A 20,031-nucleotide genomic window follows, 5' to 3' on the forward strand; every position below is an offset into this window, starting at 1 on the left:
GACCAATTCCAGCGTGGACAGCAGTGATTTTGTCGCGTTGATTGGGGCTGAATTTCGCTCGGTCAGAATTTGTGAGTCATGCCCAGGCCCCAGCCCTTGGCATCCTGACCTGTCGCCTGCCCGGGGAAGGGGTTGGCTGACAGTTTGTAGGCGGCTGTACTGCCGTTCTTGAGGAACGTCCAGCCGGCCCAAATTTCGGTGCGGCGTGAGAGGTTGTAGCCGCCGCCCAGGGCCCATTGGCTCGCGCCCGAGTCGCTTCCAGGCGCGCCGATACTGCCAATGGAGCCGGCAAAATTGCCTGTTGAAGCGTCTGCGTGAACATGGCTCACGCGCCACTGCCATGGGCCCATGTCATGGGTGGCAGCCACTTGCCAAGCGTTGCGGTCCAGGTGGGTGCCCGGTTTGGGTTCATAGTGCAGTCGCTCCCAGCTGGCGCGCAGGCGAGTGCTTCCCCAACTGTAGGCCGCGCCCAATCGGTCGGCGCTGTCATGGCTGCCTGCGACGAAGTAGTCGCGGTGAATTTCATGCCCCCAGGCGAGGTAGAGAGGTCCGGCGCTGTAGGTAATCAGGCTCGAGAGCAGGTCGGGTGCGGTGGTGGCGGTTTTCTCTTCGCTCACTGCGTAGGCAAGGCGGCCTTGCCAACCTTGGAGGTCAGGGCTGCTGTACTGCAGCAGATTGGGTGCGCGACGGTCGAATGAGTTCGGCGATACACCGTTTGCGGCTGTCACGAAGCCATTGCCCATGATGCTGTTGGAGGCAAACAGGCTGGCTGTGAAAGGGTCAATGGCGTACACCGAGACGAAGCGCAGCGGCGTTTCCCATTGGCCCATCAAAATTTCGCCCCAGCGGCCGCGCAGGCCTACCGCAGTGTTGCGGCCGCCCCAGGGTGCATCGCCAGTGTCGACTTTGACGTTGGTTTCGATCTGGCCCCAGGCCGTGAAGCCATCGCCCAAGTCTTCTGTGACCCGAAACCCCAGCAGCGACAAGTCGTTGGACAGGCGATTCAAGCTTTGTCCCGGCACAGTGGCGGTGGCGCCGGTGGAGACCTGTTCGACGTTTGCTTTCAAAAATCCGTAGATGGATGCGGTGCTCGAGTCGGGTGAGATTTGAGCCAGCGCTTGGCCAGAACTCGTAGCCAAGCCCATGGCCAGGGCGCACAGGGTCAACGCGGCGGGCAAGGTCGGATTGAGAGAATGGGTTCGCATGCAAGCTTTCATCAAGTATTTGTGTATACATGAAACTTAACATGTATTTATAAGAACAACAAGATGCCACTTTGAGGTGCGGCTTGGCGATTGAATACAGCTCTCCTGATTGTGCTAGTTTTTGACTTAATCAGCGAAAATTTTGCGTTTGTGCAAATGGCTGGTTGACGGTTCAATGGCGGCCATGGCACAAGATTCCTTCACCGACAAACCGACGAGCAGCGCGCCGTTTCCCGCCTTTGTGAACGAGGCCCACTCCGTGGCCTGGATGGACGAAGGTTTGTTGCGTACCGAAGACGCACGGCTGCTGCGCGGCGAGGGGGGCTTTGTGGCCAATCGGGTTGCGCCGGGCACGGTGCATGCCGTCTTTGTGCGCAGCCCCCACGCACATGCCCGCATCACCGAGATCCAGGCCGACGACGCGCGTTGCAGCCCGGGTGTATTGACAGTCTTGACCCCCGTTGACTTTGCCGGGCTGCGTCAACCCCCTGTCAATCCCTTGCTGCCGGGCATGCAATCGCCAAGCGCTGACTTGCTGCCGCAAGACCGCGTGCTGGCCGTCGGCGCACCGGTGGTGCTGGTGGTGGCTGAAACCTTGCAGCAGGCGCAGACGGCAGCAGATTTAGTGTGGGTGGACTATCAAGACCTGCCCCACGCTACTGATTTTGATGCGACCGCAACTGCGTTGTACGCTTCGATGCCCAGCAATCTTGCCATTGACGCGCGGGTGCAGGTGGGCCAGGTGCCGGCCGGCGCCCCTAGCGCGCAAGCCAGCGTGGAGCTGCCTCGGGTGGCCGCTTCACCGCTGGAGCCGCGTGCGGCTTTGATGCAATGGCATGGCGAGACGCAAACCCTGCAGGCTTGTCTGTCGACGCAGACGCCCAGCCGAGCCCGGGAAGATTTGGCCGCCGCGCTCGCGTTGCAACCGGCGCAGGTGCGCGTCATCGCGACTGATGTGGGGGGGGCCTTTGGCGCCAAGGCCTCGGTGTTTGCGGAGGATCTGATGCTGGCCGCGGCCGCCTGTCGCGCTGAACTGAATGGCCGCCCCGTGCGTTGGTTGGCCACCCGTGGTGAAGATCTTTTGGCGGGCACGCATGGCCGGGCGTCAAGGCTGCAGGGCCGCCTGTGGTTGGACACGCAAGGCCGCTTCACAGGCTTGGACGCACACCTGCAGTTTGCACTGGGGCATTGGCTGCCTTTCAGCGCTGCCGCGCCGATCCGCAATGCCTCGCGCATCTTGCCCGGTCCCTACGCGGTGGAGGCCTTGCAAGTGCATGCCCAGGCGCATCTGAGCCATGCGGCTGCGGTGGGCATCTACCGGGGTGCCGGTCGTCCGGAGGCCTGCATCTTGATGGAGCGTCTGGTGGACGCCGCCGCCCGGGCGCAAGGGTTGGACCCCTTGGACCTGCGCCTTCTCAATGCCTGGCGGGCCCAGGACCTGCCCCGCGCCTTGCCCAGTGGCGAGTGGCTGGACCGCTGCGACTTACCCGCCTTGCTGGAACGGGCCGCCGTCTTGTTTAACTATCGAGAGCGCCGCCAGCAGCAGGCGCAAGAGCGCCAGCAACAGACTGAGCCCCATGCTTCTCCCGCGCCCTTGCGCGGCCTGGGCATGGCCCTGTACGTGGAACCTTGCGGGCAGGGCGGCGAGAGCGCTCGCCTGACTGCCTTGCCAGACGGCCGCTTTCTGCTGGCCACCGGCTCCAGCGCGCAAGGGCAGGGCCGTGAAACCGCCTATGCCTTGATCGCTGCGCAAGCCCTGGGTTGCCTGCCAGTCGATGTCACGGTGGTGCACGGCGACACAGCGCATTGCCCACCGGGCGTGGGCGCGCTGGCGAGCCGCAGCACGGCCATCGGGGGCTCCGCCATTCTTGCCGCGGCTGAGCAACTTCATGCGCAATTGGCGGGTGGGGCTGCCTTGCCCTGCAGCGTCGAGCTGTTCCATCACGTGAGCCATGAGGCTTGGGCTTCAGGTTGCTTGATGGTCGAGATGCTGATAGACCGCGACACAGGCCAGCCCCGTATCACTGAACTGGTGTGGGTGGACGACGCCGGCGTGCTGGTGCACCCTGATCTGGTGCACGGCCAACTGGTGGGCGGACTGGCGCAGGGGTTGGGGCAGGCTTTGATGGAACGCATCGTCTACGACGACAACGGACAACTCATCACCGGCTCGCTGATGGACTACGCCCTGCCTCGGGCGGAGGACATGCCCCAACTGACGCTGGAGAGCCTGGCCACCCGCAGCGCCGCCAACGCCCTGGGGGCCAAAGGGGTGGGCGAGGCAGGCTGCATCGGTCTGCCTGCAGCCCTGCTGAACGCCGCGCATGACGCGCTGGCTCAACTGACACCGCCAGGCCAACCGCCGCGTGAATCTGCCGCCTCGCTGGCGTTCCCGTTGACTGCGCCGCAGCTGTGGCACGCCATGCAAGCGCCGGCCTGAATTTGCCACCGTTTGACAAGCGATTTTGTTTTTCGAATTTGAACCTGGAGCACTTCCTGATGGACTACACCAAGCAAGACGCCAAGGCATATGCCAAGGCCCATTTCACCGGCGTCTGGGCGGCGATGCTGACCCCCTTCAAGCCCGACGGATCGATGGACGAAGCCGCATTTCGCGCCAATGTGGCGCATTGGACGGGTGCCCTCAAACTGGGCGGTTTGTTCGTTGCCGGCAAGCAGGGCGAGTTTTTCTCGATGTCGATGGCGGAGCGCAAGCGCAGCTTCACCCTGGCTGCCGAAGTGGCGCGGCAACATGGCTCGCGCACGGTGATGTCGTGCTCGGACACCAACCTTGACACCGTGCTGGAACTGGGCCGCCACGCGCAAGACTGCGGTGCCGACTGGATCGTGGTGCACAGCCCCGTGCTGCATTTCGGCGCAGACACTGACGAGACGATTTACGAGTACTACCGCTATATCAGTGAGCAACTCGACATCGGCATCGCCATGTGGAACCACCCCGATTGCGGCTACCTCATGAGCCCTGAGTTGTGTGCGCGTATTGCGGAGCTGCCCAATATCGTGGCCATCAAGTACAGCGTGCCGCGTGAGATGTACGTCGAGTTGAGCCGTTTGGTCGGCGACAAGATTCAGGTCAGCACGGCGTCTGAAGAAGAGTGGCTGGACAACATTGAAGAGCTTGGCTGGCGCCTGTACCTGTGCTCAACCCCGCCGCTGCTTCTGCAGACCGCCGTGGATCAGCGCATCAACGAGTACACGCGCCTTGCTTTCGAAGGCCGTTTTGCCGAGGCCCGTGTGGTCCGCGACAGCCTGGAGCCTGCCCGCCAAGCCTTCAAGGCCAGCAAGCCCAAGGGCAAGCCACAGGCCCATAGCAAGTATTGGCTGGAATTGCTGGGGCAAGCAGGGGGGGCCGTGCGGCGCCCGCTGCTGCAGCTGAGCGAGGTGGAAAAAGCGCTCATTCGCGAGCAATTCGCCAAGAGCGGCTTGAAGCTAGCCTGAGCTTGCACCCATCCACCGCTTACCTCCCCGTGACCCCACCGAGAACCTTGGCGTGACTCATTTCAACCTCAAGCTGACCCTGAATGGCCGTCCTTGCGAGCGCCGGCCGCGCAATGCGGCACTGCTCGTCGAAGTGCTGCGTGACGATCTGGGCCTTACCGGCACACACATCGGCTGCGACACCGCGCAGTGCGGCGCGTGCACCGTCGTGATGGAAGGCCGGGCCGTCAAGGCTTGCAATGTGTTGGCCGCGCAAGCGCAGGGCAGCACCGTTGAAACGGTGGAAAGCCTGGCAAGCTTGAATGAAGCGGGGCAGTTGCATGCGCTTCAGCGTGCGTTTTCTCGCCATCATGCCTTGCAGTGCGGCTACTGCACGCCCGGCATGCTGATGCGCGCAAAGGCCATGCTGGCAGAGGGCGTGCCCGCAGAAGACAGTGCGGTGCGCAAGGCCTTGGCCGGCAATCTGTGCCGCTGCACCGGGTATGAAGGCATCGTCGCCGCCATTTGTGAGTGGTTGGCCGCCGAACGGGGAGTTGCATCCTATGCGTGACTTCGAATACTGCCGCCCGAGCAGTTTGGCCGATGTGCTGGCTTTGTTGCGCGATGGGGCGGACAGCAAGCTGCTGGCCGGTGGGCAAAGCCTGCTGGGTGCCATGAAGCTCGGCTTGATGGCGCCGGAGCGCATCGTCGATCTGGCCGGTGTGCCGGAGCTTCAAGGGGGCTGCCGCGTTACCCGCGATCACTTGACGCTGGGCGCCATGCAGACCCACGCGTCCTTGGCCCGCAATGCGGCGCTTCAGGCCTGGGCGCCTGGCTTGGCCGATCTGGCCGGCCACATTGCGGACGAACAGGTGCGCAGCATGGGCACCATTGGGGGCTCGCTGGCCAATGCGGACCCCTCGGCATGTTGGCCCGCCGCCATGTTGGCGGTGGGTGCGAGCCTCGTGACCGACCGACGCACCGTTGAGGTGGATGATTACTTCTGCGGCTTGTTCAGCACGGCGTTGGAGCCCGATGAGGTTTTGTGCGGCCTTCGCTTGCGGCGGCCCCGCCGCTTTGCTTATCTGAAGCATGAGCAGGCTGCCTCGCGGTTTGCGTTGGTGGGTGTCGCCATCTCCCAATTCGATCAACCCGACTTGACGGGCACCACGGTGCGCGTGGCTTTGACCGGCACCGCACAAGGTGCCGTGCGGCTACCGGCGTTCGAACAGGCCTTGAGCCGTGACTTCAGCCCCGACGCCTTGAAAGGCTTGTCGGTCGATGCGGACCTGATGTCCAGCGACGTGCACGGCGATGCCCACTACCGCGCCCATCTGGCCGCCGTGGTGGCACGGCGAGCCGTTTCCAAAGCGATTGAGATCTTTTGATGACCCCCATGACTTTAAACCTGAACCAGCATGGCGCTGCGGCGCCTGCCCCCCTGCGCGTGGCCTTGATCGGCCTTGGCGCCATCGGGCGTGTGATTGCCCAAGAACTGCTGGCTCGCGAGGCGGATGGGGTAACCCTCGTCGGCGCGCTGTGCCAGCATGCCGACGAGGGGGCGAGTTTGAATATTCCCGTGGTCACCGCCTTGGCGCCGTTGTTGGCCCTGAAGCCTGACCTGGTGGTGGAGGCCGCAGGCCACGGTGCCGTGAAAGCATATGGCGCTGCGGTGCTGCGCAGCGGCGTTGATCTGCTGCTGGTGTCGGTGGGCGTGCTCTCAGACGCTGCGCTGCATGCTGAGTTGACCGAAGCTGCAACAAGCGCCGGGCGCCAATTGATGTTGCCCTCGGGTGCCCTGGCTGGGCTGGATTATCTGCAGGCCGCCCGTCTGGCTGGTCTAAGCCGCGTTTGCCTGCGTTCCCGCAAGCCGCCGCTGGCCTGGCGGGGCACCCCGGCAGAAGGTCTGTTGGATCTGGCTGCGATCACCGTGCCTACGGTGTTCTTTTGTGGCAGTGCTCGCGAGGCCGCGCGCGACTATCCCAAAAATGCCAACGTTGCCGCCACGTTGGCGCTGTGCACCCTGGGCATGGACGACACCCGGGTGGAACTGATTGCCGACCCTTGTATTCAAGGCAATGTGCATGAGGTGGAAGCCGTGGGGGATGCCGGTGAAATGCGCCTGCAACTCAACAACACCGCGTCTCCTGACAATCCCAAGACCTCGATGGTCACGCCCTACAGCGTCTTGCGCAGCATTCTGTCGCGCCGCGCAACGGTCAGCGTGTAAGTCAAGCGGCGCGGTGTTTGCTTTGGGCCTTTTTGCGATGAACTGCCTGCCGTGCATCCCCCGTGTTGTTCGCCGTCGCGCCCGCGCCTTGCTGGGGCTGCGTGGCCTGCGCCAGGTGCTGGCGCAAATGCTCCGCCATGGCTTGTGCGGCGGGGGAGAGCGAGCGTTGCTGCAGATGCGCCAGCGACACCTCCCGCGATACCGCCGGTTGGCGCAAAGGCACGCCCACCAGCCCGCCCTGGGTGGCCGCGTGCAGCACCGACACATGCAAGGCATAGGCGGGCAGAATGGCCACGCCCATGTCCGCAGCTGCCATGGCCATGGCGGTGGCAATGTGGGTCACCTCCTGGGCCGGTTTGGGGCAGCCGCCCAGCGGCGCAAAGCAACGCTCCACCAAGGCGCGCAGACCGCTGCCTTCACGCAGCAACAACAAGGGCTGATCGAGCAGCTCAGCCCAACTGATGTGGGCTCGACCCGCCAAGAAATGGTCTTGGCTGCAGACCGCGACCATGGCGTCACGGGTCAGGGCTTCGGATTCGATATCGGGTTCGCGCGCATCAAAGGTGGCCAGCGCCAGATCCAACTCGCCCAGGCGCAATTTGCCCAGCAGTACGTCGGCACTGGCATCGAGCAGACTCAGCTCGATGTCGGGGTAGTGCTGCTGAAAGCTGCGCAACAACTGGGGCATCAGGCTTGCGGCAAGCAAGGGCGTAGTACCCAACCGCACGCGGCCACGCCGGCGTTGCGCAACATCCCGCAGATCACCAGCCACGCGGTCCAGATCAGCCAGCAGGCGCTGCACCGCCGGCATCAGTTCGCGCGCCGCATCGGTCATCTCCAGCCGGCGGGTGGTGCGGTCGAACAGGCGCAGGCCCAACTCGCTCTCCAGGCCCCGAATCAAGGCCGAAAGCGCCGACTGGCTCAAAAACAAGGCCGCAGCAGCCCGCGTAAAGCTGCCTTCACGTGCCACGGCGGCAAAACCTCGCAATTGCTTCAAAGACACGTTGGCCGGCCGGGCGCTTGGGCGGCTGGTCAGTGCAAGTGTGAGCGAGGTGTCGTGAGGTGTGGTGGGCATAGGCGGGCGAATGATAACCACAGCGCTGCACGGCAATTTCACAATTTTGTTGTGACCCTCAATTTTCAAAGTACTTGCAGCAGCGCGCTCTGCCATTGCAGACGCGGGCCTGTTGGCAGGCAACAATTCCCCTCACTGAGAAAGACCCCATCATGCTGAAATACGGACGCCCCCTGAATTTTTCCAACTGGATTGCCGATCACGCCGCGGAACTCAAGCCGCCGGTGGGCAACCAACAGATCTGGCAAAACGCCGACTTCATTTGCACCGTCGTCGGCGGGCCGAACCAACGCACGGACTTTCATGACGACCCGCATGAAGAGTTCTTCCATCAACTCAAGGGCAATGCGCACCTGATTTTGTGGGACCGCGGGCAGTTCGAGCGGGTGGACCTGCGCGAGGGCGACATCTTTCTCTTGCCCGCTCACGTTCAGCATTCGCCGCAGCGCCCCGAGCCGGGCAGCCTGTGCACGGTGATTGAGCGCCAGCGTGCCGAAGGGGCCAAAGACGTGTTTCAGTGGTATTGCGCGCACTGCGGCGGGTTGATTCAACGCCACGAAGTGCAGCTGCAAAGCATCGTGGGCGACCTGCCGCCGCTGTACCAGAGCTTCTACAACAGCCCGGATGCGGAGCGCGTGTGCACGCATTGCGGCGAGCAACATCCAGGCCGTGACTGGCGCAGTTGGCACGGCGTGATCGCCCAGAAGCATCCACACGCAGCGGTGCCTGTCGCGCCGTTGAACGATGCGGCCCAAAGCTGAGTCACGCCATGAAAATTGAAAACCAACGTGAACTCCCTTGCTCCCAGGCCGCTGCTTGGGCGGCCTTGAATGACGATGCGGTTTTGCAGGCCTGCATCCCAGGTTGTGAATCGCTCAGTCGCAGCGCTGCAGACCAATTGCAACTGCAGGTCATGGCTGCTGTGGGCCCGGTGCGGGCGCGCTTCAAGGCTCAGCTGCAGATGCAAGACATCTGCCCACCTGCCAGCTATACCGTGCAGTTTGAAGGGCAGGGCGGTGTTGCAGGCTTCGGTAAAGGGCGCGCCCAGGTGGCGCTGAACGCACTGGATGAAGGCCGTTGCCTGCTGGCCTACACCGCAGACGTGCAGATTGGCGGCAAGTTGGCGCAGATCGGCTCGCGCGTGGTGGACGCTGCAGCGCAGAAAATTATTGGCGAATTTTTTGAGCGTTTTGAGCAGGCCATCGCGCCACGTGCAGTCGCCACTGATGCCGAGCCGACGCCCGAGCTCGCGGCGCAAGCCGATGCCGGCGTGCGCCGCTCATGGATACACCGCTGTATCGACTGGCTGCGCGGCTGGCTCTCGCCCCGACGTACGCCAGCTTGAGGCGCAGGTGAGTCCCGCCCCGCCCCGCGCCATGGCCGTCAAACCGCCATGGGTGCGGTCAGCGGGGGATGGTGCTCGTAGCCTTCCAGCACGAAGTCGCTGGGTTCGACTCGCTCCAGCCATTCCGGCTGGTAGATGCCGGTTTTGGCGAAATCCGGAACGCGATCCGACAAACGCAGCTGCGGCACCGCCAAGGGCGTGCGGCGGAGTTGCTCGTTGAGCATGTCTTGGTGGTTTTCGTAAATGTGGGCGTCACCGATGAAGTAGGTGAACCACTTGGGGGTGTAGCCAGTCAAACGCCCCACCAAATGGGTCAGCGCCGCGCCGCCCACCAAATTGAAGGGCGTTCCCAAGCCCACGTCATTGCTGCGGATGTATAGGCACAGCGAAATTTCCTTTTTGCTCGCGTTGACCAAAAATTGGTAGAGCAAATGGCAGGGCGGCAGCGCCATTTCTTCGAGCTGCGCCCAATTCCAGCCATGGAACAGGATGCGCCGGTCGCCCGGGTTCTTCATGATGGTGTCCAGGCAGTAACGCAACTGGTCCACTGCTTTGTACAGCAGGGCTTGCCGCTGCCCGGCTTCTTCAAACACGGTGATCAGGCGATAACCCCGACTCTCAGCGTCTTTGATTTGGACCTCATGCGTGACCGGAATCATCTTGTACGCGGGCCATTCGCGCCATTGCACACCATAAACGGGGCCCAGGTCATCGGGGCCTTCGCGGTAGGGGCTGGCCAACCACTGCGGGTTGTCATTGGCGTTCTGGTCCCAGACCTTGCAGCCAAGATTTCTAAAATCTGCGGCACTGCGCGTCGCCCGCAGAAAACCCACCAATTCACCCACGGCCGATTTGAAGGCCAGCTTTTTAGTGGTCACGGCCGGAAAGCCCTGCTGCAGATCGAAGCGCATCATCGCGCCCGGCATGCTGAGCGTGCGGACACCAGTTCGGTTGTCTTGCCAGTCCCCGTTGTCGAGGATGTCCTGCACAAGCTGGAGGTACTGTTTCATGGATAAATTGCAGGCTGCAGAGACCGGAATTCTAGGGCCTGCGCCACAGTTTCTGCGTCCTGTGAAGCCGGGCGTGGGGCTTTGAGGCTATTCTTCAAGCCTATGCTTCGCCATTCAGAACCACTGCCGATCACAGGTGCCATCATCAAAGCCGTAACCCTTCGCCCGTCCATTGTCCGCCACGCCTTGTTGTGCGCCAGCCTGTGTGGTTCAGTACTCACAGCCCAGGCAGCGGGTGAAGTCCGCATTTTGAAAAATACGGTGATCACTCGCTTCAATGCCGAGGATCAAACGCTCATGTTGAACACCATCAACAGTGCTTTGTTGTCGGACGCCAAGGACGACGCACCCCCATTCACCTGGAAAAATGACAAGACTCGCGCATCGGGTGCGGTGACTGCGCTGGAACGCTACGAGGACAAGGGTCGGCATTGCCGCAAAGTGCTGATTCGTAACGAATGGGGCAAGCGCATGGACCAAGGCGTTTATCGATTCTGCGAAGTCAAGGCCGGCGCGCCTTGGAAGTTGATCGGGCCGGATCTGGACAACTGACGGGTCTGCGCATTCAAGGCCAGGCAGCCGCTGTGGCACCTGAATGCGATGAGCACCGTGAAACTAGGGGGTTAGTTCGCCGGGCTCTGGGTTTGCATCCGGGAGGCCACCCAGTTCGGCTATAACCCTGGCTGATTCCACTTTGCTTGACCCTGGAGTGCTGGTTCGATGCTGAATCGCCAAATTTGCCCGACTCGCCAAAACCGTTCAAGTCACCCCCTTGCTGCCTTGTCTTTCTTGCTCCTGCCGTTGAAAAACAGCGGCGTTCGGATGCGGCGGCGCAGCTTGGCCTTGCTGGCCGCTTGCGGGTTTTCAGTTCTGTTGTCCAGCGTTCAAGCGGCACCTGAAGACAAGCCGCAAGCTGCAACTGTGACAAGTGAGGTGGCCGATATGTTTGTGATTGAAGGGACGGCAAGCTACCGCGAGCGTATTGCGCTGCCGCCCGCTGCCGTGCTGCATGTGAGCGTCTTGGATGTGTCCCTGGCCGACGCGCCGGCCAAGGTGCTGGCTCAGATTGACCGACCCTTGAACGGGGCGCAGGTGCCATTGCCCTTCAACTTCAAAATCCCAAAAGCTGCTGTCAACGCCCAGCATCGCTACGCTGTTCGTGCCACCATTGATCTGGACGGGAAACTTCTCTACACCACCATGGACCACTACGGGGTGTTGACTCGGGAGCATGACAATCAACCCCGTATGCAGTTGCATGAGGTGTATCCGCCCTACAAAAAAACGACACACCGTTCAAAACCCGCCGCGGTTACCGCCGACGTTGTGGCGAGCCTCAGCCTCCCTGGCGTGCAATTGCCGGCGAGCTTCACCGGCGTGTATCCTTGTGCAGATTGCCCGGGCATTTCTCAAACCCTGACGCTTCGGCCAGACGGCCTGTACCGGATGCGCAGTGTCTATCTGGGCAAGCCTTCGGCACCGTTTTCGCAGCAGGGACGTTGGTCGACCGAAAGCAACGGGCGCAACGGGCGAACCCTTGTGTTGCACCATGAAGCGGGGCAGCAATTTCTGGCAATTGATCGCGCAAGCCGCGCCGGGTCGGGTCCTGAAATCGAATTGCGGCAATTGGACATTCATGGGCAAGCCATTGCGTCAAAGCTGAACTACGTGCTCAAGTCCACTGCGCAGGTGGACGCCATTGTTGAGCCTTTGATCTGGCGCGGTGAGGTGGTCTATCAGGCCGATGCCGCCGTGTTCACCGACTGTCAGACGGGTTTACGCTGGCCTTTGCTGATGACGGGCGACTATGCCGCGTTGGAGAAAAGTTATGTGCAGCAGCGATCGGCACCCGGTGCCGCGCTGATGGTGCGATTTGAAGGCAGCCTGTCGAAGGTCGCAGGCGCGGCCGACCCTGACGGCGCCGCCCGTGAGCACCTTCGCGTTGATCGTTTCATCGAAGTACAGGCAGGGCAACGCTGTGGCGTCAAAGCCGTCATGAAGATGCCCGCTGTCGAGCAAAGCACCCCCAGCGGGAGCGATGTCAGCCTCGTCAATACCTACTGGAAATTGATCGCGATGGATGGTGAGTCCCAGCCCACGGGCCTGCATGCAATGCGTGACATCCAGATCACCCTGCACACACAAGACCATCGGGTCAGTGGTTTCTCTGGCTGCAACCGGTTGATGGGGCAGTACACCTTGAAGGACGATAGCCTGGTGTTTGCCGGCCTGGCAGGTACGCGCATGGCTTGCACGCCCGCGGCCATGGCAATCGAAAACAAGGTGCTGGCCCTCTTGGGCGCTACCACCCGCTTCCGCGTGCAGGGGCAGCAGCTGACCTTGCTTGCAGGGGACCAGGTGCTGGGGCGCTTTGTCGCGGTTTTTCTGCGTTGACGATGCCCAGCGCTTTCAATTCAATTCAATTCGACTCATTTCATTGAACAACAGAACGGGAGTATGCGATGAACACAAATCAATTCAACACAGTCAAGCGCGGTAGCCTTGCCTTGGCCTTGCTGGCCAGCTTGGTCGCGATCACCGGCCTGGCCTCGGCACAGGAGCCCACGGTCACTGCGGTGTCGGCCTCCAAGGGCAATGTGCGCATCAAGGGCGGCGAGGTGGACCTGCGCGCCAAGGTGGTTGAGCTCGACATCGCTCAGCGCACGGTGGTGCTGCGCAACAGCAAGGGCAAGTTGGTGCATGTTGATGTGCCCGCCTCGGTCGAGAATTTCGATCAAGTGCATGTTGGTGACGAGTTGTTGATCCGTTATGCAGCGGCGGTGGCCGTCGCCTTGGAGCCCACGGCGCAAACCACGGGCATTCGTGAGCGCGTGGTGACCGACACCCAAGGCAGCGGTTCAGCAGGCGGTTTGCCCAGCACCAGCGCTGGCCGCAAGATCGAGTTGTTGGCCGTGGTGGAGGGCGTTGATCGCAAGGCTCGGGTGGTGACCCTGCGCGGCGTCAAACGCACACTGGAAGTGACAGCGCCCGACAATGTCGATCTGGCCAAGATCAAGGTCGGGCAAGAGGTGCGTGCTGTGTTCGTTGAAGCGGCCGCCGTCAGCGTGGTGCGCCGCGCCAAATCCAAGTAAATCAACGGGCCCGTCTAACCTCGGTCAAAACAGCTGGCGAGCCCTGGGCGGTCGCTCATCGGGCCACCACATCAGAAAGAGAGCGTTCTCATGAAACAAAATCTGAACTTGCGCCGGGTGATGGGTGCCGCTACCTTTGCGGTCGCCTTGTTGCTGGGCGGTTGCGCCAGCGGCCCTGAGGTGCGCACGGGCGTCGCCGAAGGGGCCAACTTCACGGCCTACAAGACCTTCGGTTTTGCGTCGCCCCTGGGCACCGACCGTGGCGGCTACCAAAGCATGGTGTCGCAGTACCTGAAGGCCGCCACCCAGCATGAAATGGAAGCACGTGGCCTGCGTTATGACGCAACGTCGCCCGACTTGCTGGTCAACTTCAATGCGGCCTTGAACGAAAAAATGCGCGTCTCCACGATGCCAGCGCCCACCATGGGCATGGGTTACTACGGCTATCGTGCGGGCTTGTACAGCCCCTGGCCGATGTACCGCGATGAAACTACGGTCACGACCTACAAAGAGGGCACGCTCAATATCGACGTGATCGACGCCGCACACAAGCAAATGGTGTGGGAGGCGGTGGTCAAGGACAGCGTGACGGAGAAGGACATCGAACAAGTCCGGCTAAGCATTGATGCCGCTGTGGCCGCCGCTTTTGCCAAATTCCCGGTGGCCGCACCGGGCGGCGCCAGTCAGTAAGTGTTCAGTGCCCGCATTGAAGAAAATCGGTGCCGGGCCCGAAATATTTTGCTGAAAGCCGGAAAATTCAGGTCCAATGCCCGGGTTTTCTGACGCTTTCGATATCAAGAATCAACATGACCCTCAAGCGAATCCTTCTCAGCCTGCTGGTATTGGCCCTGCTGATCACGGCGTATTTCTGGTTTTTCACGCGTTGGAGCTACTCCTCGGGCGAGCGCGCCGGCTGGATTCAAAAGCTTTCCTACAAAGGCTGGATCTGCAAAACCTGGGAAGGTGAGGTCGCCTTGGTGTCTTTGCCCGGCACATCTTCAGTGGAGAAGTTCGTGTTCACCGTGTTGGACGACAAAGTCGCGGCCGAGCTGAACGCCGTGATGGGGCGCCGTGTCACCCTGCACTACGAACAAAAGGTGGGCTTGCCCACCAGCTGTTTTGGTGAAACCCGCAATTACGTGACGGGTGTGGCGATTGCCAACGACATTTCGATTTCACCGGGCGTCATCGTGCAAACGCCTGAAGGGCAGGCGGCTGATGCAGCAGCTGCGGCCTCGGCTGCGCAGGCGGGCTCGGCAGCGCAACATTGATGCTTGAAATGCCGGCCGACGTGCTGGCTGAATTGCTGACTTGAACCCCCGACAGCCCCGGATTGCCTCCGGGGCTGTTTTGTTTCCCGCATCAAGTTTGTTTCAAGGCTGTTTCAGGTCGAACTGTAGTGCGGCCAGGCGGGCGTAGAGGCCGCCTTTGGCCGTGAGCTCGGTGTGCGTGCCTTGCTCGACGATTTGCCCATGCTCCATCACGATGATGCGGTCGGCGCGTTGCACGGTGGCCAGACGGTGGGCAATCACCAGGGTGGTGCGGTCTTGCATCGCGGCTTCCAGCGCGGCTTGCACCACGCGTTCGCTTTCAGCGTCCAGGGCGCTGGTGGCTTCGTCCAACAGCAGGAGCGGCGGGTTTTTCAACATCGCACGGGCGATGCTGATTCGCTGCCGTTGCCCGCCAGACAATCTCACGCCGCGTTCGCCCAAAAAGGTTTGGTAGCCCTCGGGTAGCTTGCGGATGAAGTCATCGGCAAACGCGGCTTTGGCGGCGGCGATGACTTCGTCGTCGCTGGCATCGGGCCGCCCATAACGGATGTTTTCCATGGCGCTGCTGGAAAACACCACGCTGTCTTGCGGCACCAAGCCGATGCTGCCCCGCAAGTCATGCAGGTTGAGCTCACGGGTGTCCACGCCATTCAAGCGGATGCTCCCTTGCTGAGCGTCATAGAAGCGCAGCAGCAGTTGGAACACGGTGCTTTTGCCCGCACCGCTGGGGCCCACCAAGGCGACGGTTTCTCCCGGTGCAATGTCGAGATTGAAGGCCTGCAAAGTCGCTGTTTGCGGGCGCGACGGGTAGTTGAACTGCAAATTTTGCAAGCTCAGGGCCGTGCCGCCTTGCACCAGTGGCAGCGCACGCGGTTGTGCGGGCTCACGCACGGGTGAGCGGCTGGCGAGCAACTCCATCAGCCGCTCCATGGCACCTGCGGCGCGCAGCACTTCGCCGTACACCTCGGCCAGTACCGCCACGCTGCTGATCATCAAAATCGCGTACACCACGGTCTGCCCGAGATGGCCGGCCGAGATGCGCCCCGCCATCACCGCCTGCGTGCCTTCATACAAACCCCAAAGCAGGGCGGCGAAGGTGGCGGTGATGATGAACGCCACCAAGCCGGCGCGCATGCGGGTGCGTTTGCGGGCCGTTTCGAAGGCGCGCTCGCTGGCTTGCGAAAAGCGATTCGCTTCCCCGTTCTCCTGGGTGTAGCTTTGCACCACCGGCACGGCGTTGAGCACCTCGGCGGCGATGGCGCTGGTGTCTGCCACGCGGTCTTGGCTGGCACGGCTGAGCTTGCGCACCCGGCGACCAAAATAAATGGCCGGCATCACCACCAACAGCAAAATGCCCAGCACCTGCATCATCACCACCGGATTGGTGGCCACAAGCATGACCATGGCGCCAATGCCCATCACCGTGCTGCGCAAGCCCATCGAAAAGCTCGAACCCACAACGGTTTGCACCACCGTGGTGTCGGTGGTGATGCGGCTGAGTACTTCGCCGGTTTGTGTGGTTTCAAAAAACTCAGGGCTTTGGCGAATCACGTGGCGGTATACCGCATTGCGCAGGTCGGCCGTGACCCGCTCGCCCAGCCAGGTCACCGTGTAGAAGCGCAGGGCTGAAAAAACACCCAGGGCCGCGCCCACGCCAAACAAGGCGAGAAAGTGCTCGCGCATCGCCATCAGGCGGTCGCCGGGTTGGGCACTCACCATGCCTTGATCCACCAAGCCGCGAAGGGCCAGGGGAAAGGCCAGAGTGGCCAAGGCCGCCATCACCAAAAAGACCAGTGCGGCGGCAATGCGCCAGCGGTAGGGGTGCAAAAAGGGCAGCAAGCCACTCAAGGCACGCCGCTGGGCGTCAGCGTTAGCCTTGGCGGCTGCTAGGTCTGCCGGATCGGCAGCTTGGGGGGCTTGGGGCAATATCGATTGCGATGATTGGGGCATGTGGTGTGGGGCAGAGCTGCGGGTGTGGTGCCAGTCTATGTGGAGCATGTGGCGGGAATACCAAGGCGTGGTGAAAGGTCTTTTAATTGCATTGACAATGATTGCCTAGGCAATTAAATTTATGCCTTTCATTTGCCTGAGCTTTATCCGCCATGCCGCACGCCAAGCAATCGTTCTATAACGCTGAAAACTACACCCGTGACGAAAGTGTGGGTTGGCTGCTGCGCAAGCTCAAACAGTCCATCGTTCAGCAAGCCGATTTGCAACTGCACCACGTGGGCCTCACCCACGCGCAGTGGGCCCCCTTGATCAATTTGCGACTGTGTGGGCCAAGGTCCACTGTGGCACTAGGCCGTGAATTGGGCACCGACGCCGGGGCATTGACCCGTTTGCTCGATCGACTGGAAGCCAAAAACCTGGTCAAACGCGAGCGCTGCAACGACGACCGCCGGGTGGTCACCGTGTCTCTCAGCGAAGAAGGCCGGCGCATCACCGCCGAACTGCCTGCTGTGCTGGCCGATGTGTACAACGCTCACCTCAAAGGATTTTCCGAGCAGGAGTGGCGCCTGTTGTTGAACCTCTTGCAACGAATGATTGACAACGGCGAGGCGCTGCGTGGAGCAGGCCCTGCCGCAACCCCCCAAGGCGAATAGCCTATTCAAGCCATGACGAAGCTGTATCCCAATACCTCAAACATCCCCCAAGGTCGGACCTTGCTTCCGCTCGCTGCGGCCCTGAGTGCTGCGCTGGCCTTGGCGGCGTGCGCGCCCATTCCGCAGCTCAAACCTGCGGCCCAGGCGATTGACGCCAGCCAACTGGGCCTGCCCGCTCAAACCAGCCCAGCGCCTTCGGAGCTGACCCGCGCGTCGGCGTGGTGGGTGGCGCTGCGCGACCCGCAGTTGGATACGATTATCCAGCGCACCTTGGCGCAATCCCCCAGCTTGGCTGCCGCCCGGGCGCGCATTGATCGGGCCGAGGCGCAAATTGAAAGCGCCAAGGCGGCCGACCGGGTCACCGTCGGCGCCGGGTTTGATGCCACGTATCAGCGCTTTCCTGAGCACAGCCTGTATCCGCCGCCTTATGGCGGCAGCCTGCGCACCATGTCCACCGTTCAGGGTGAAGTCCATTACGACTGGGACTTTTTTGGCCGTCATGCGGCGGAACTGAATATGGCCTTGGGCCAGGCCAAGGCCGGTGAGGCCGATCAAGCGGCGGCAGCGTTGATGCTGTCAGCTCAGGTGGCGCGTAGCTATCTGGCTCTGGGCCGCGTGCTGGCTCAGAAAACGCTGTTGACCCAGCAGATCAACGAGCGTGAAGAAGCGCTCAGCCTGGTGCGCCAACGCGTTGTAGCCGGTCTGGATAACGCGCAAGACAAGCGCACGGCCGAGTCGCCCCTGCCTGAATTGCGGCGTCAAGCCCTCGTGCTGGATGAACAAGCCGGTGCCCTGCGTCAAATGCTGGCAAGCCTGAGCGTGCAAGACGCCAGCGCCTTGCGCGAGCTGGCCCCCAAGCTGCCGCAAACCTTGCCCATGGCGGCGCAAGGTCCAGGCTTAGATCTGCTGGGGCGGCGCCCCGACGTGATCGCTGCGCGCTGGCGTGTGGAGGCCGCCGGCCATCAAGTGGCGCTGGCCCGCAGCCAGTTTTATCCCAACGTCAGCCTCAGCGCGTTTGCAGGCTACAGCGCCATCGGGCTGGACAAATTGCTGCAGGCCGGCAGCTTGCAGTACGGCTTGGGCCCATCGATTCGCTTGCCTTTGTTTGACACGGGCCGACTGAGTGCGCAGTTGCAAGGCTCCGCCGCGGAAGTGGACGCCGCCGTGGCCGCCTACAACGGCGCGGTGCTGGACGCGGTGCGCGACGCCAGCGACCAACTGCGCACCGTGCAATCGCTGCAGGAGCAACAGCGTGAGCAAGCCAATCTGCTGCAAAACGCACAGGCCAGCACCGAGTTGCAGACACAGCGTTTCAACGCTGGCTTGGGCAACAAATTGGCGGTGCTCAACGCACATGGTGCAGTTCTGCAGCAACAACGCATGGCGCTGGACTTGCAAGGCCAGTTGCTGGAGTCCCAGGTCAGCCTGGTGCGCGCCCTCGGGGGCGATTGGCACGAATGACCGTGCACGCACGCTGACCCACCCATCTCACAAATTCAACATCACATCGTCATGAGCGCATCTGAAATCAACAACGCCGCCGCCAAGTCAAACCGCAAGACTGCACTGACCGCGATCAGCATCGCCGTCATCCTGGGCCTGGGTGCTTACGGGGTCTACCATTGGATGGTGGGTAGCCGCGTCGAGCAAACCGACAACGCCTACGTCAACGCCAACGTCGTGCAAATTACCCCCCTCGTTGGCGGTACCGTGCGCGCGGTCAATGTCGACGACACCGACTTCGTCAAGGCCGGGCAGTCCTTGGTCAGCCTGGATCCGGCTGACACCCGCGTAGCGCTGGACCAAGCCGAGAGTCAGCTGGCCCAAACCGTTAGAGAAGTGCGCACCCTGTATGCAAACAATGCCACGCTGGAGTCGCAGATTCGCAGCCGGGAGGCCGATCTGACCCGTGCGCAAAGTGAGCTGCAGCGCCTGCAGGCTGACGTTCAACGCCGCCAGCCCTTGTTGAGCACCGGCGCCATCGGCAAAGAAGAGCTGGACCACGCCAACGCCCAAGTGGCAACCGGCAAGGCTGCCGTGGCCGCTGCGCAATCGGCCCTGCAAGCGGCGCAGGAGCAGCTGTCGTCGAACCAAGTGCTGACCGATGGCCTCCCAGTGGCCGACCACCCCAACGTGCAACGTGCAGCGGGCAAGCTGCGCGAGGCCTATCTGGCCCAACAGCGCACCGAGTTGCTGGCACCCGTGGACGGCTGGGTGGCACGCCGCTCGGTTCAGCTCGGCCAGCGCGTGGCCGCCGGCTCGCCGTTGATGGCGGTGGTGGGCTTGCAGCAAGCCTGGGTGGATGCCAACTTCAAGGAGGGGCAAGTCGCCCGCCTGCGCATCGGCCAACCGGCCAAGCTGGTTGCCGACGTTTATGGCAGCAAAGTTGAATTCCAGGGCAAAGTGGTGGGCTTGTCCGCCGGCACGGGTGCGGCCTTCGCGCTGCTGCCCGCGCAAAACGCCACCGGCAACTGGATCAAGGTGGTTCAGCGCGTGCCCGTGCGGATCGCGTTGGACCCGGCACAACTGGCGGCGCATCCCCTGCGTGTCGGCCTGTCGATGAACGTGAGCATCGATGTGCAAGACCAAAGCGGCGCCAGCCTGACCGGCGCCACGGCGCAAAGCGCTGGCGCCAGCAAGACCACCATCTACGACAAGGTGGATGCCGCTGCCGACGCAGACGTGGCCCGCATCATCAAGGCGAACCTGGGGCAGGCCAAGCCCATGGCCAAAGCCGCCCTCAAGAAGGCGCAGGGCTGAGC

At 62.3% G+C, this 20,031-nt stretch carries 19 protein-coding genes; 15 read left to right on the forward strand and 4 right to left on the reverse strand.

Annotated features, from left to right (window positions below):
• Positions 1-62: 62 nt before the first annotated feature.
• Positions 63-1,205: a porin gene (locus tag PRZ01_RS08610; RefSeq protein ID WP_273596357.1), complete on the reverse strand. Its 1,143-nt coding sequence runs from the start codon at positions 1,203-1,205 to the stop codon at positions 63-65.
• 184 nt (positions 1,206-1,389) lie between these two features.
• Between PRZ01_RS08610 and PRZ01_RS08615 the strand changes: the two genes are divergently transcribed.
• Genes PRZ01_RS08615 through PRZ01_RS08635 form a run of 5 tightly spaced genes read left to right on the forward strand, consistent with a single transcriptional unit; the run spans position 1,390 to position 6,873 of the window.
• Complete coding sequence (locus PRZ01_RS08615) at positions 1,390-3,645, forward strand: xanthine dehydrogenase family protein molybdopterin-binding subunit (protein WP_273596358.1); 2,256 nt, start codon at positions 1,390-1,392, stop codon at positions 3,643-3,645.
• A gap of 59 nt (positions 3,646-3,704) precedes the next feature.
• Positions 3,705-4,664, forward strand: coding sequence for a dihydrodipicolinate synthase family protein (locus tag PRZ01_RS08620; RefSeq protein WP_273596359.1), 960 nt, complete (start codon positions 3,705-3,707; stop codon positions 4,662-4,664).
• 52 nt (positions 4,665-4,716) lie between these two features.
• A complete protein-coding gene (locus tag PRZ01_RS08625) occupies positions 4,717-5,214 on the forward strand; it encodes a (2Fe-2S)-binding protein (protein WP_273596360.1) in 498 nt (165 codons plus the stop codon).
• A complete protein-coding gene (locus PRZ01_RS08630) occupies positions 5,207-6,031 on the forward strand; it encodes an FAD binding domain-containing protein (RefSeq protein WP_273596361.1) in 825 nt (274 codons plus the stop codon). Before PRZ01_RS08625 ends, PRZ01_RS08630 begins: the two co-directional genes overlap by 8 nt.
• 8 nt (positions 6,032-6,039) lie before the next feature.
• Positions 6,040-6,873 carry an aspartate dehydrogenase gene (locus PRZ01_RS08635; RefSeq protein ID WP_273596362.1) on the forward strand — a complete coding sequence of 278 codons (834 nt, stop codon included), beginning with the start codon at positions 6,040-6,042 and terminating at the stop codon, positions 6,871-6,873.
• A 1-nt stretch (position 6,874) separates the two neighbouring features.
• On the opposite strand, the gene PRZ01_RS08640 is transcribed toward PRZ01_RS08635, so the two are convergent.
• A complete protein-coding gene (locus tag PRZ01_RS08640) occupies positions 6,875-7,948 on the reverse strand; it encodes a LysR family transcriptional regulator (RefSeq protein ID WP_273596363.1) in 1,074 nt (357 codons plus the stop codon).
• A gap of 152 nt (positions 7,949-8,100) precedes the next feature.
• Between PRZ01_RS08640 and PRZ01_RS08645 the strand changes: the two genes are divergently transcribed.
• Together PRZ01_RS08645 and PRZ01_RS08650 are read left to right on the forward strand one after the other, a co-directional pair.
• Positions 8,101-8,709, forward strand: a complete 609-nt coding sequence (locus PRZ01_RS08645) for a 3-hydroxyanthranilate 3,4-dioxygenase (protein WP_273596364.1) — start codon at positions 8,101-8,103, stop codon at positions 8,707-8,709.
• 8 nt (positions 8,710-8,717) lie between these two features.
• Entirely contained in the window at positions 8,718-9,293 is a 576-nt protein-coding gene (locus PRZ01_RS08650) for a CoxG family protein (RefSeq protein WP_273596365.1), read from the forward strand.
• Between the two features lie 38 nt (positions 9,294-9,331).
• On the opposite strand, the gene PRZ01_RS08655 is transcribed toward PRZ01_RS08650, so the two are convergent.
• Positions 9,332-10,303 (reverse strand): thymidylate synthase, encoded by a 972-nt coding sequence (locus PRZ01_RS08655; RefSeq protein WP_273596366.1) that lies wholly within the window; start codon positions 10,301-10,303, stop codon positions 9,332-9,334.
• Positions 10,304-10,405: 102 nt separating this feature from the next.
• Between PRZ01_RS08655 and PRZ01_RS08660 the strand changes: the two genes are divergently transcribed.
• From PRZ01_RS08660 to PRZ01_RS08680, 5 genes are all read left to right on the forward strand, one after another.
• Complete coding sequence (locus PRZ01_RS08660) at positions 10,406-10,855, forward strand: RT0821/Lpp0805 family surface protein (RefSeq protein WP_273596367.1); 450 nt, start codon at positions 10,406-10,408, stop codon at positions 10,853-10,855.
• A gap of 228 nt (positions 10,856-11,083) precedes the next feature.
• Positions 11,084-12,697, forward strand: a complete 1,614-nt coding sequence (locus tag PRZ01_RS08665; protein WP_273596368.1) for a YbaY family lipoprotein — start codon at positions 11,084-11,086, stop codon at positions 12,695-12,697.
• A 68-nt stretch (positions 12,698-12,765) separates the two neighbouring features.
• The gene (locus PRZ01_RS08670; protein ID WP_273596369.1) at positions 12,766-13,395 is read left to right on the forward strand and encodes a hypothetical protein; all 630 of its coding nucleotides are present in this window, start codon (positions 12,766-12,768) and stop codon (positions 13,393-13,395) included.
• Between the two features lie 90 nt (positions 13,396-13,485).
• Positions 13,486-14,085, forward strand: coding sequence for a DUF4136 domain-containing protein (locus PRZ01_RS08675; protein ID WP_273596370.1), 600 nt, complete (start codon positions 13,486-13,488; stop codon positions 14,083-14,085).
• A gap of 116 nt (positions 14,086-14,201) precedes the next feature.
• On the forward strand, positions 14,202-14,666 hold the full coding sequence (locus tag PRZ01_RS08680) for a hypothetical protein (protein ID WP_273596371.1): 465 nt from the start codon (positions 14,202-14,204) through the stop codon (positions 14,664-14,666).
• A 102-nt stretch (positions 14,667-14,768) separates the two neighbouring features.
• On the opposite strand, the gene PRZ01_RS08685 is transcribed toward PRZ01_RS08680, so the two are convergent.
• Positions 14,769-16,616 carry an ABC transporter transmembrane domain-containing protein gene (locus tag PRZ01_RS08685; RefSeq protein WP_273596372.1) on the reverse strand — a complete coding sequence of 616 codons (1,848 nt, stop codon included), beginning with the start codon at positions 16,614-16,616 and terminating at the stop codon, positions 14,769-14,771.
• Positions 16,617-16,768: 152 nt separating this feature from the next.
• Between PRZ01_RS08685 and PRZ01_RS08690 the strand changes: the two genes are divergently transcribed.
• From PRZ01_RS08690 to PRZ01_RS08700, 3 genes are read left to right on the forward strand one after another with little or no spacing between them, the layout of a single operon-like run.
• On the forward strand, positions 16,769-17,269 hold the full coding sequence (locus tag PRZ01_RS08690) for a MarR family winged helix-turn-helix transcriptional regulator (protein WP_273596373.1): 501 nt from the start codon (positions 16,769-16,771) through the stop codon (positions 17,267-17,269).
• 12 nt (positions 17,270-17,281) lie between these two features.
• Positions 17,282-18,730 carry an efflux transporter outer membrane subunit gene (locus PRZ01_RS08695; protein ID WP_273596374.1) on the forward strand — a complete coding sequence of 483 codons (1,449 nt, stop codon included), beginning with the start codon at positions 17,282-17,284 and terminating at the stop codon, positions 18,728-18,730.
• Positions 18,731-18,781: 51 nt separating this feature from the next.
• Positions 18,782-20,029 carry an HlyD family secretion protein gene (locus tag PRZ01_RS08700; protein ID WP_273596375.1) on the forward strand — a complete coding sequence of 416 codons (1,248 nt, stop codon included), beginning with the start codon at positions 18,782-18,784 and terminating at the stop codon, positions 20,027-20,029.
• The last annotated feature ends 2 nt before the right edge of the window (positions 20,030-20,031 follow it).

Origin of the sequence: Roseateles koreensis, from assembly GCF_028595305.1 — a bacterium.
Classification (GTDB): Bacteria; Pseudomonadota; Gammaproteobacteria; order Burkholderiales; family Burkholderiaceae_C; genus Paucibacter_A; species Paucibacter_A koreensis.

Coding starts and splice junctions, on each gene's coding strand:
- PRZ01_RS08680 (WP_273596371.1), top strand. CDS start 14,202: ATGACCCTCAAGCGAATCCTTCTCAGCCTGCTGGTATTGGCCCTGCTG.
- PRZ01_RS08700 (WP_273596375.1), top strand. CDS start 18,782: ATGAGCGCATCTGAAATCAACAACGCCGCCGCCAAGTCAAACCGCAAG.
- PRZ01_RS08620 (WP_273596359.1), top strand. CDS start 3,705: ATGGACTACACCAAGCAAGACGCCAAGGCATATGCCAAGGCCCATTTC.
- PRZ01_RS08645 (WP_273596364.1), top strand. CDS start 8,101: ATGCTGAAATACGGACGCCCCCTGAATTTTTCCAACTGGATTGCCGAT.
- PRZ01_RS08655 (WP_273596366.1), bottom strand. CDS start 10,303: ATGAAACAGTACCTCCAGCTTGTGCAGGACATCCTCGACAACGGGGAC.
- PRZ01_RS08690 (WP_273596373.1), top strand. CDS start 16,769: ATGCCGCACGCCAAGCAATCGTTCTATAACGCTGAAAACTACACCCGT.
- PRZ01_RS08615 (WP_273596358.1), top strand. CDS start 1,390: ATGGCACAAGATTCCTTCACCGACAAACCGACGAGCAGCGCGCCGTTT.
- PRZ01_RS08610 (WP_273596357.1), bottom strand. CDS start 1,205: ATGCGAACCCATTCTCTCAATCCGACCTTGCCCGCCGCGTTGACCCTG.
- PRZ01_RS08660 (WP_273596367.1), top strand. CDS start 10,406: ATGCTTCGCCATTCAGAACCACTGCCGATCACAGGTGCCATCATCAAA.
- PRZ01_RS08630 (WP_273596361.1), top strand. CDS start 5,207: ATGCGTGACTTCGAATACTGCCGCCCGAGCAGTTTGGCCGATGTGCTG.
- PRZ01_RS08640 (WP_273596363.1), bottom strand. CDS start 7,948: ATGCCCACCACACCTCACGACACCTCGCTCACACTTGCACTGACCAGC.
- PRZ01_RS08685 (WP_273596372.1), bottom strand. CDS start 16,616: ATGCCCCAATCATCGCAATCGATATTGCCCCAAGCCCCCCAAGCTGCC.
- PRZ01_RS08635 (WP_273596362.1), top strand. CDS start 6,040: ATGACTTTAAACCTGAACCAGCATGGCGCTGCGGCGCCTGCCCCCCTG.
- PRZ01_RS08650 (WP_273596365.1), top strand. CDS start 8,718: ATGAAAATTGAAAACCAACGTGAACTCCCTTGCTCCCAGGCCGCTGCT.
- PRZ01_RS08675 (WP_273596370.1), top strand. CDS start 13,486: ATGAAACAAAATCTGAACTTGCGCCGGGTGATGGGTGCCGCTACCTTT.
- PRZ01_RS08670 (WP_273596369.1), top strand. CDS start 12,766: ATGAACACAAATCAATTCAACACAGTCAAGCGCGGTAGCCTTGCCTTG.
- PRZ01_RS08695 (WP_273596374.1), top strand. CDS start 17,282: ATGACGAAGCTGTATCCCAATACCTCAAACATCCCCCAAGGTCGGACC.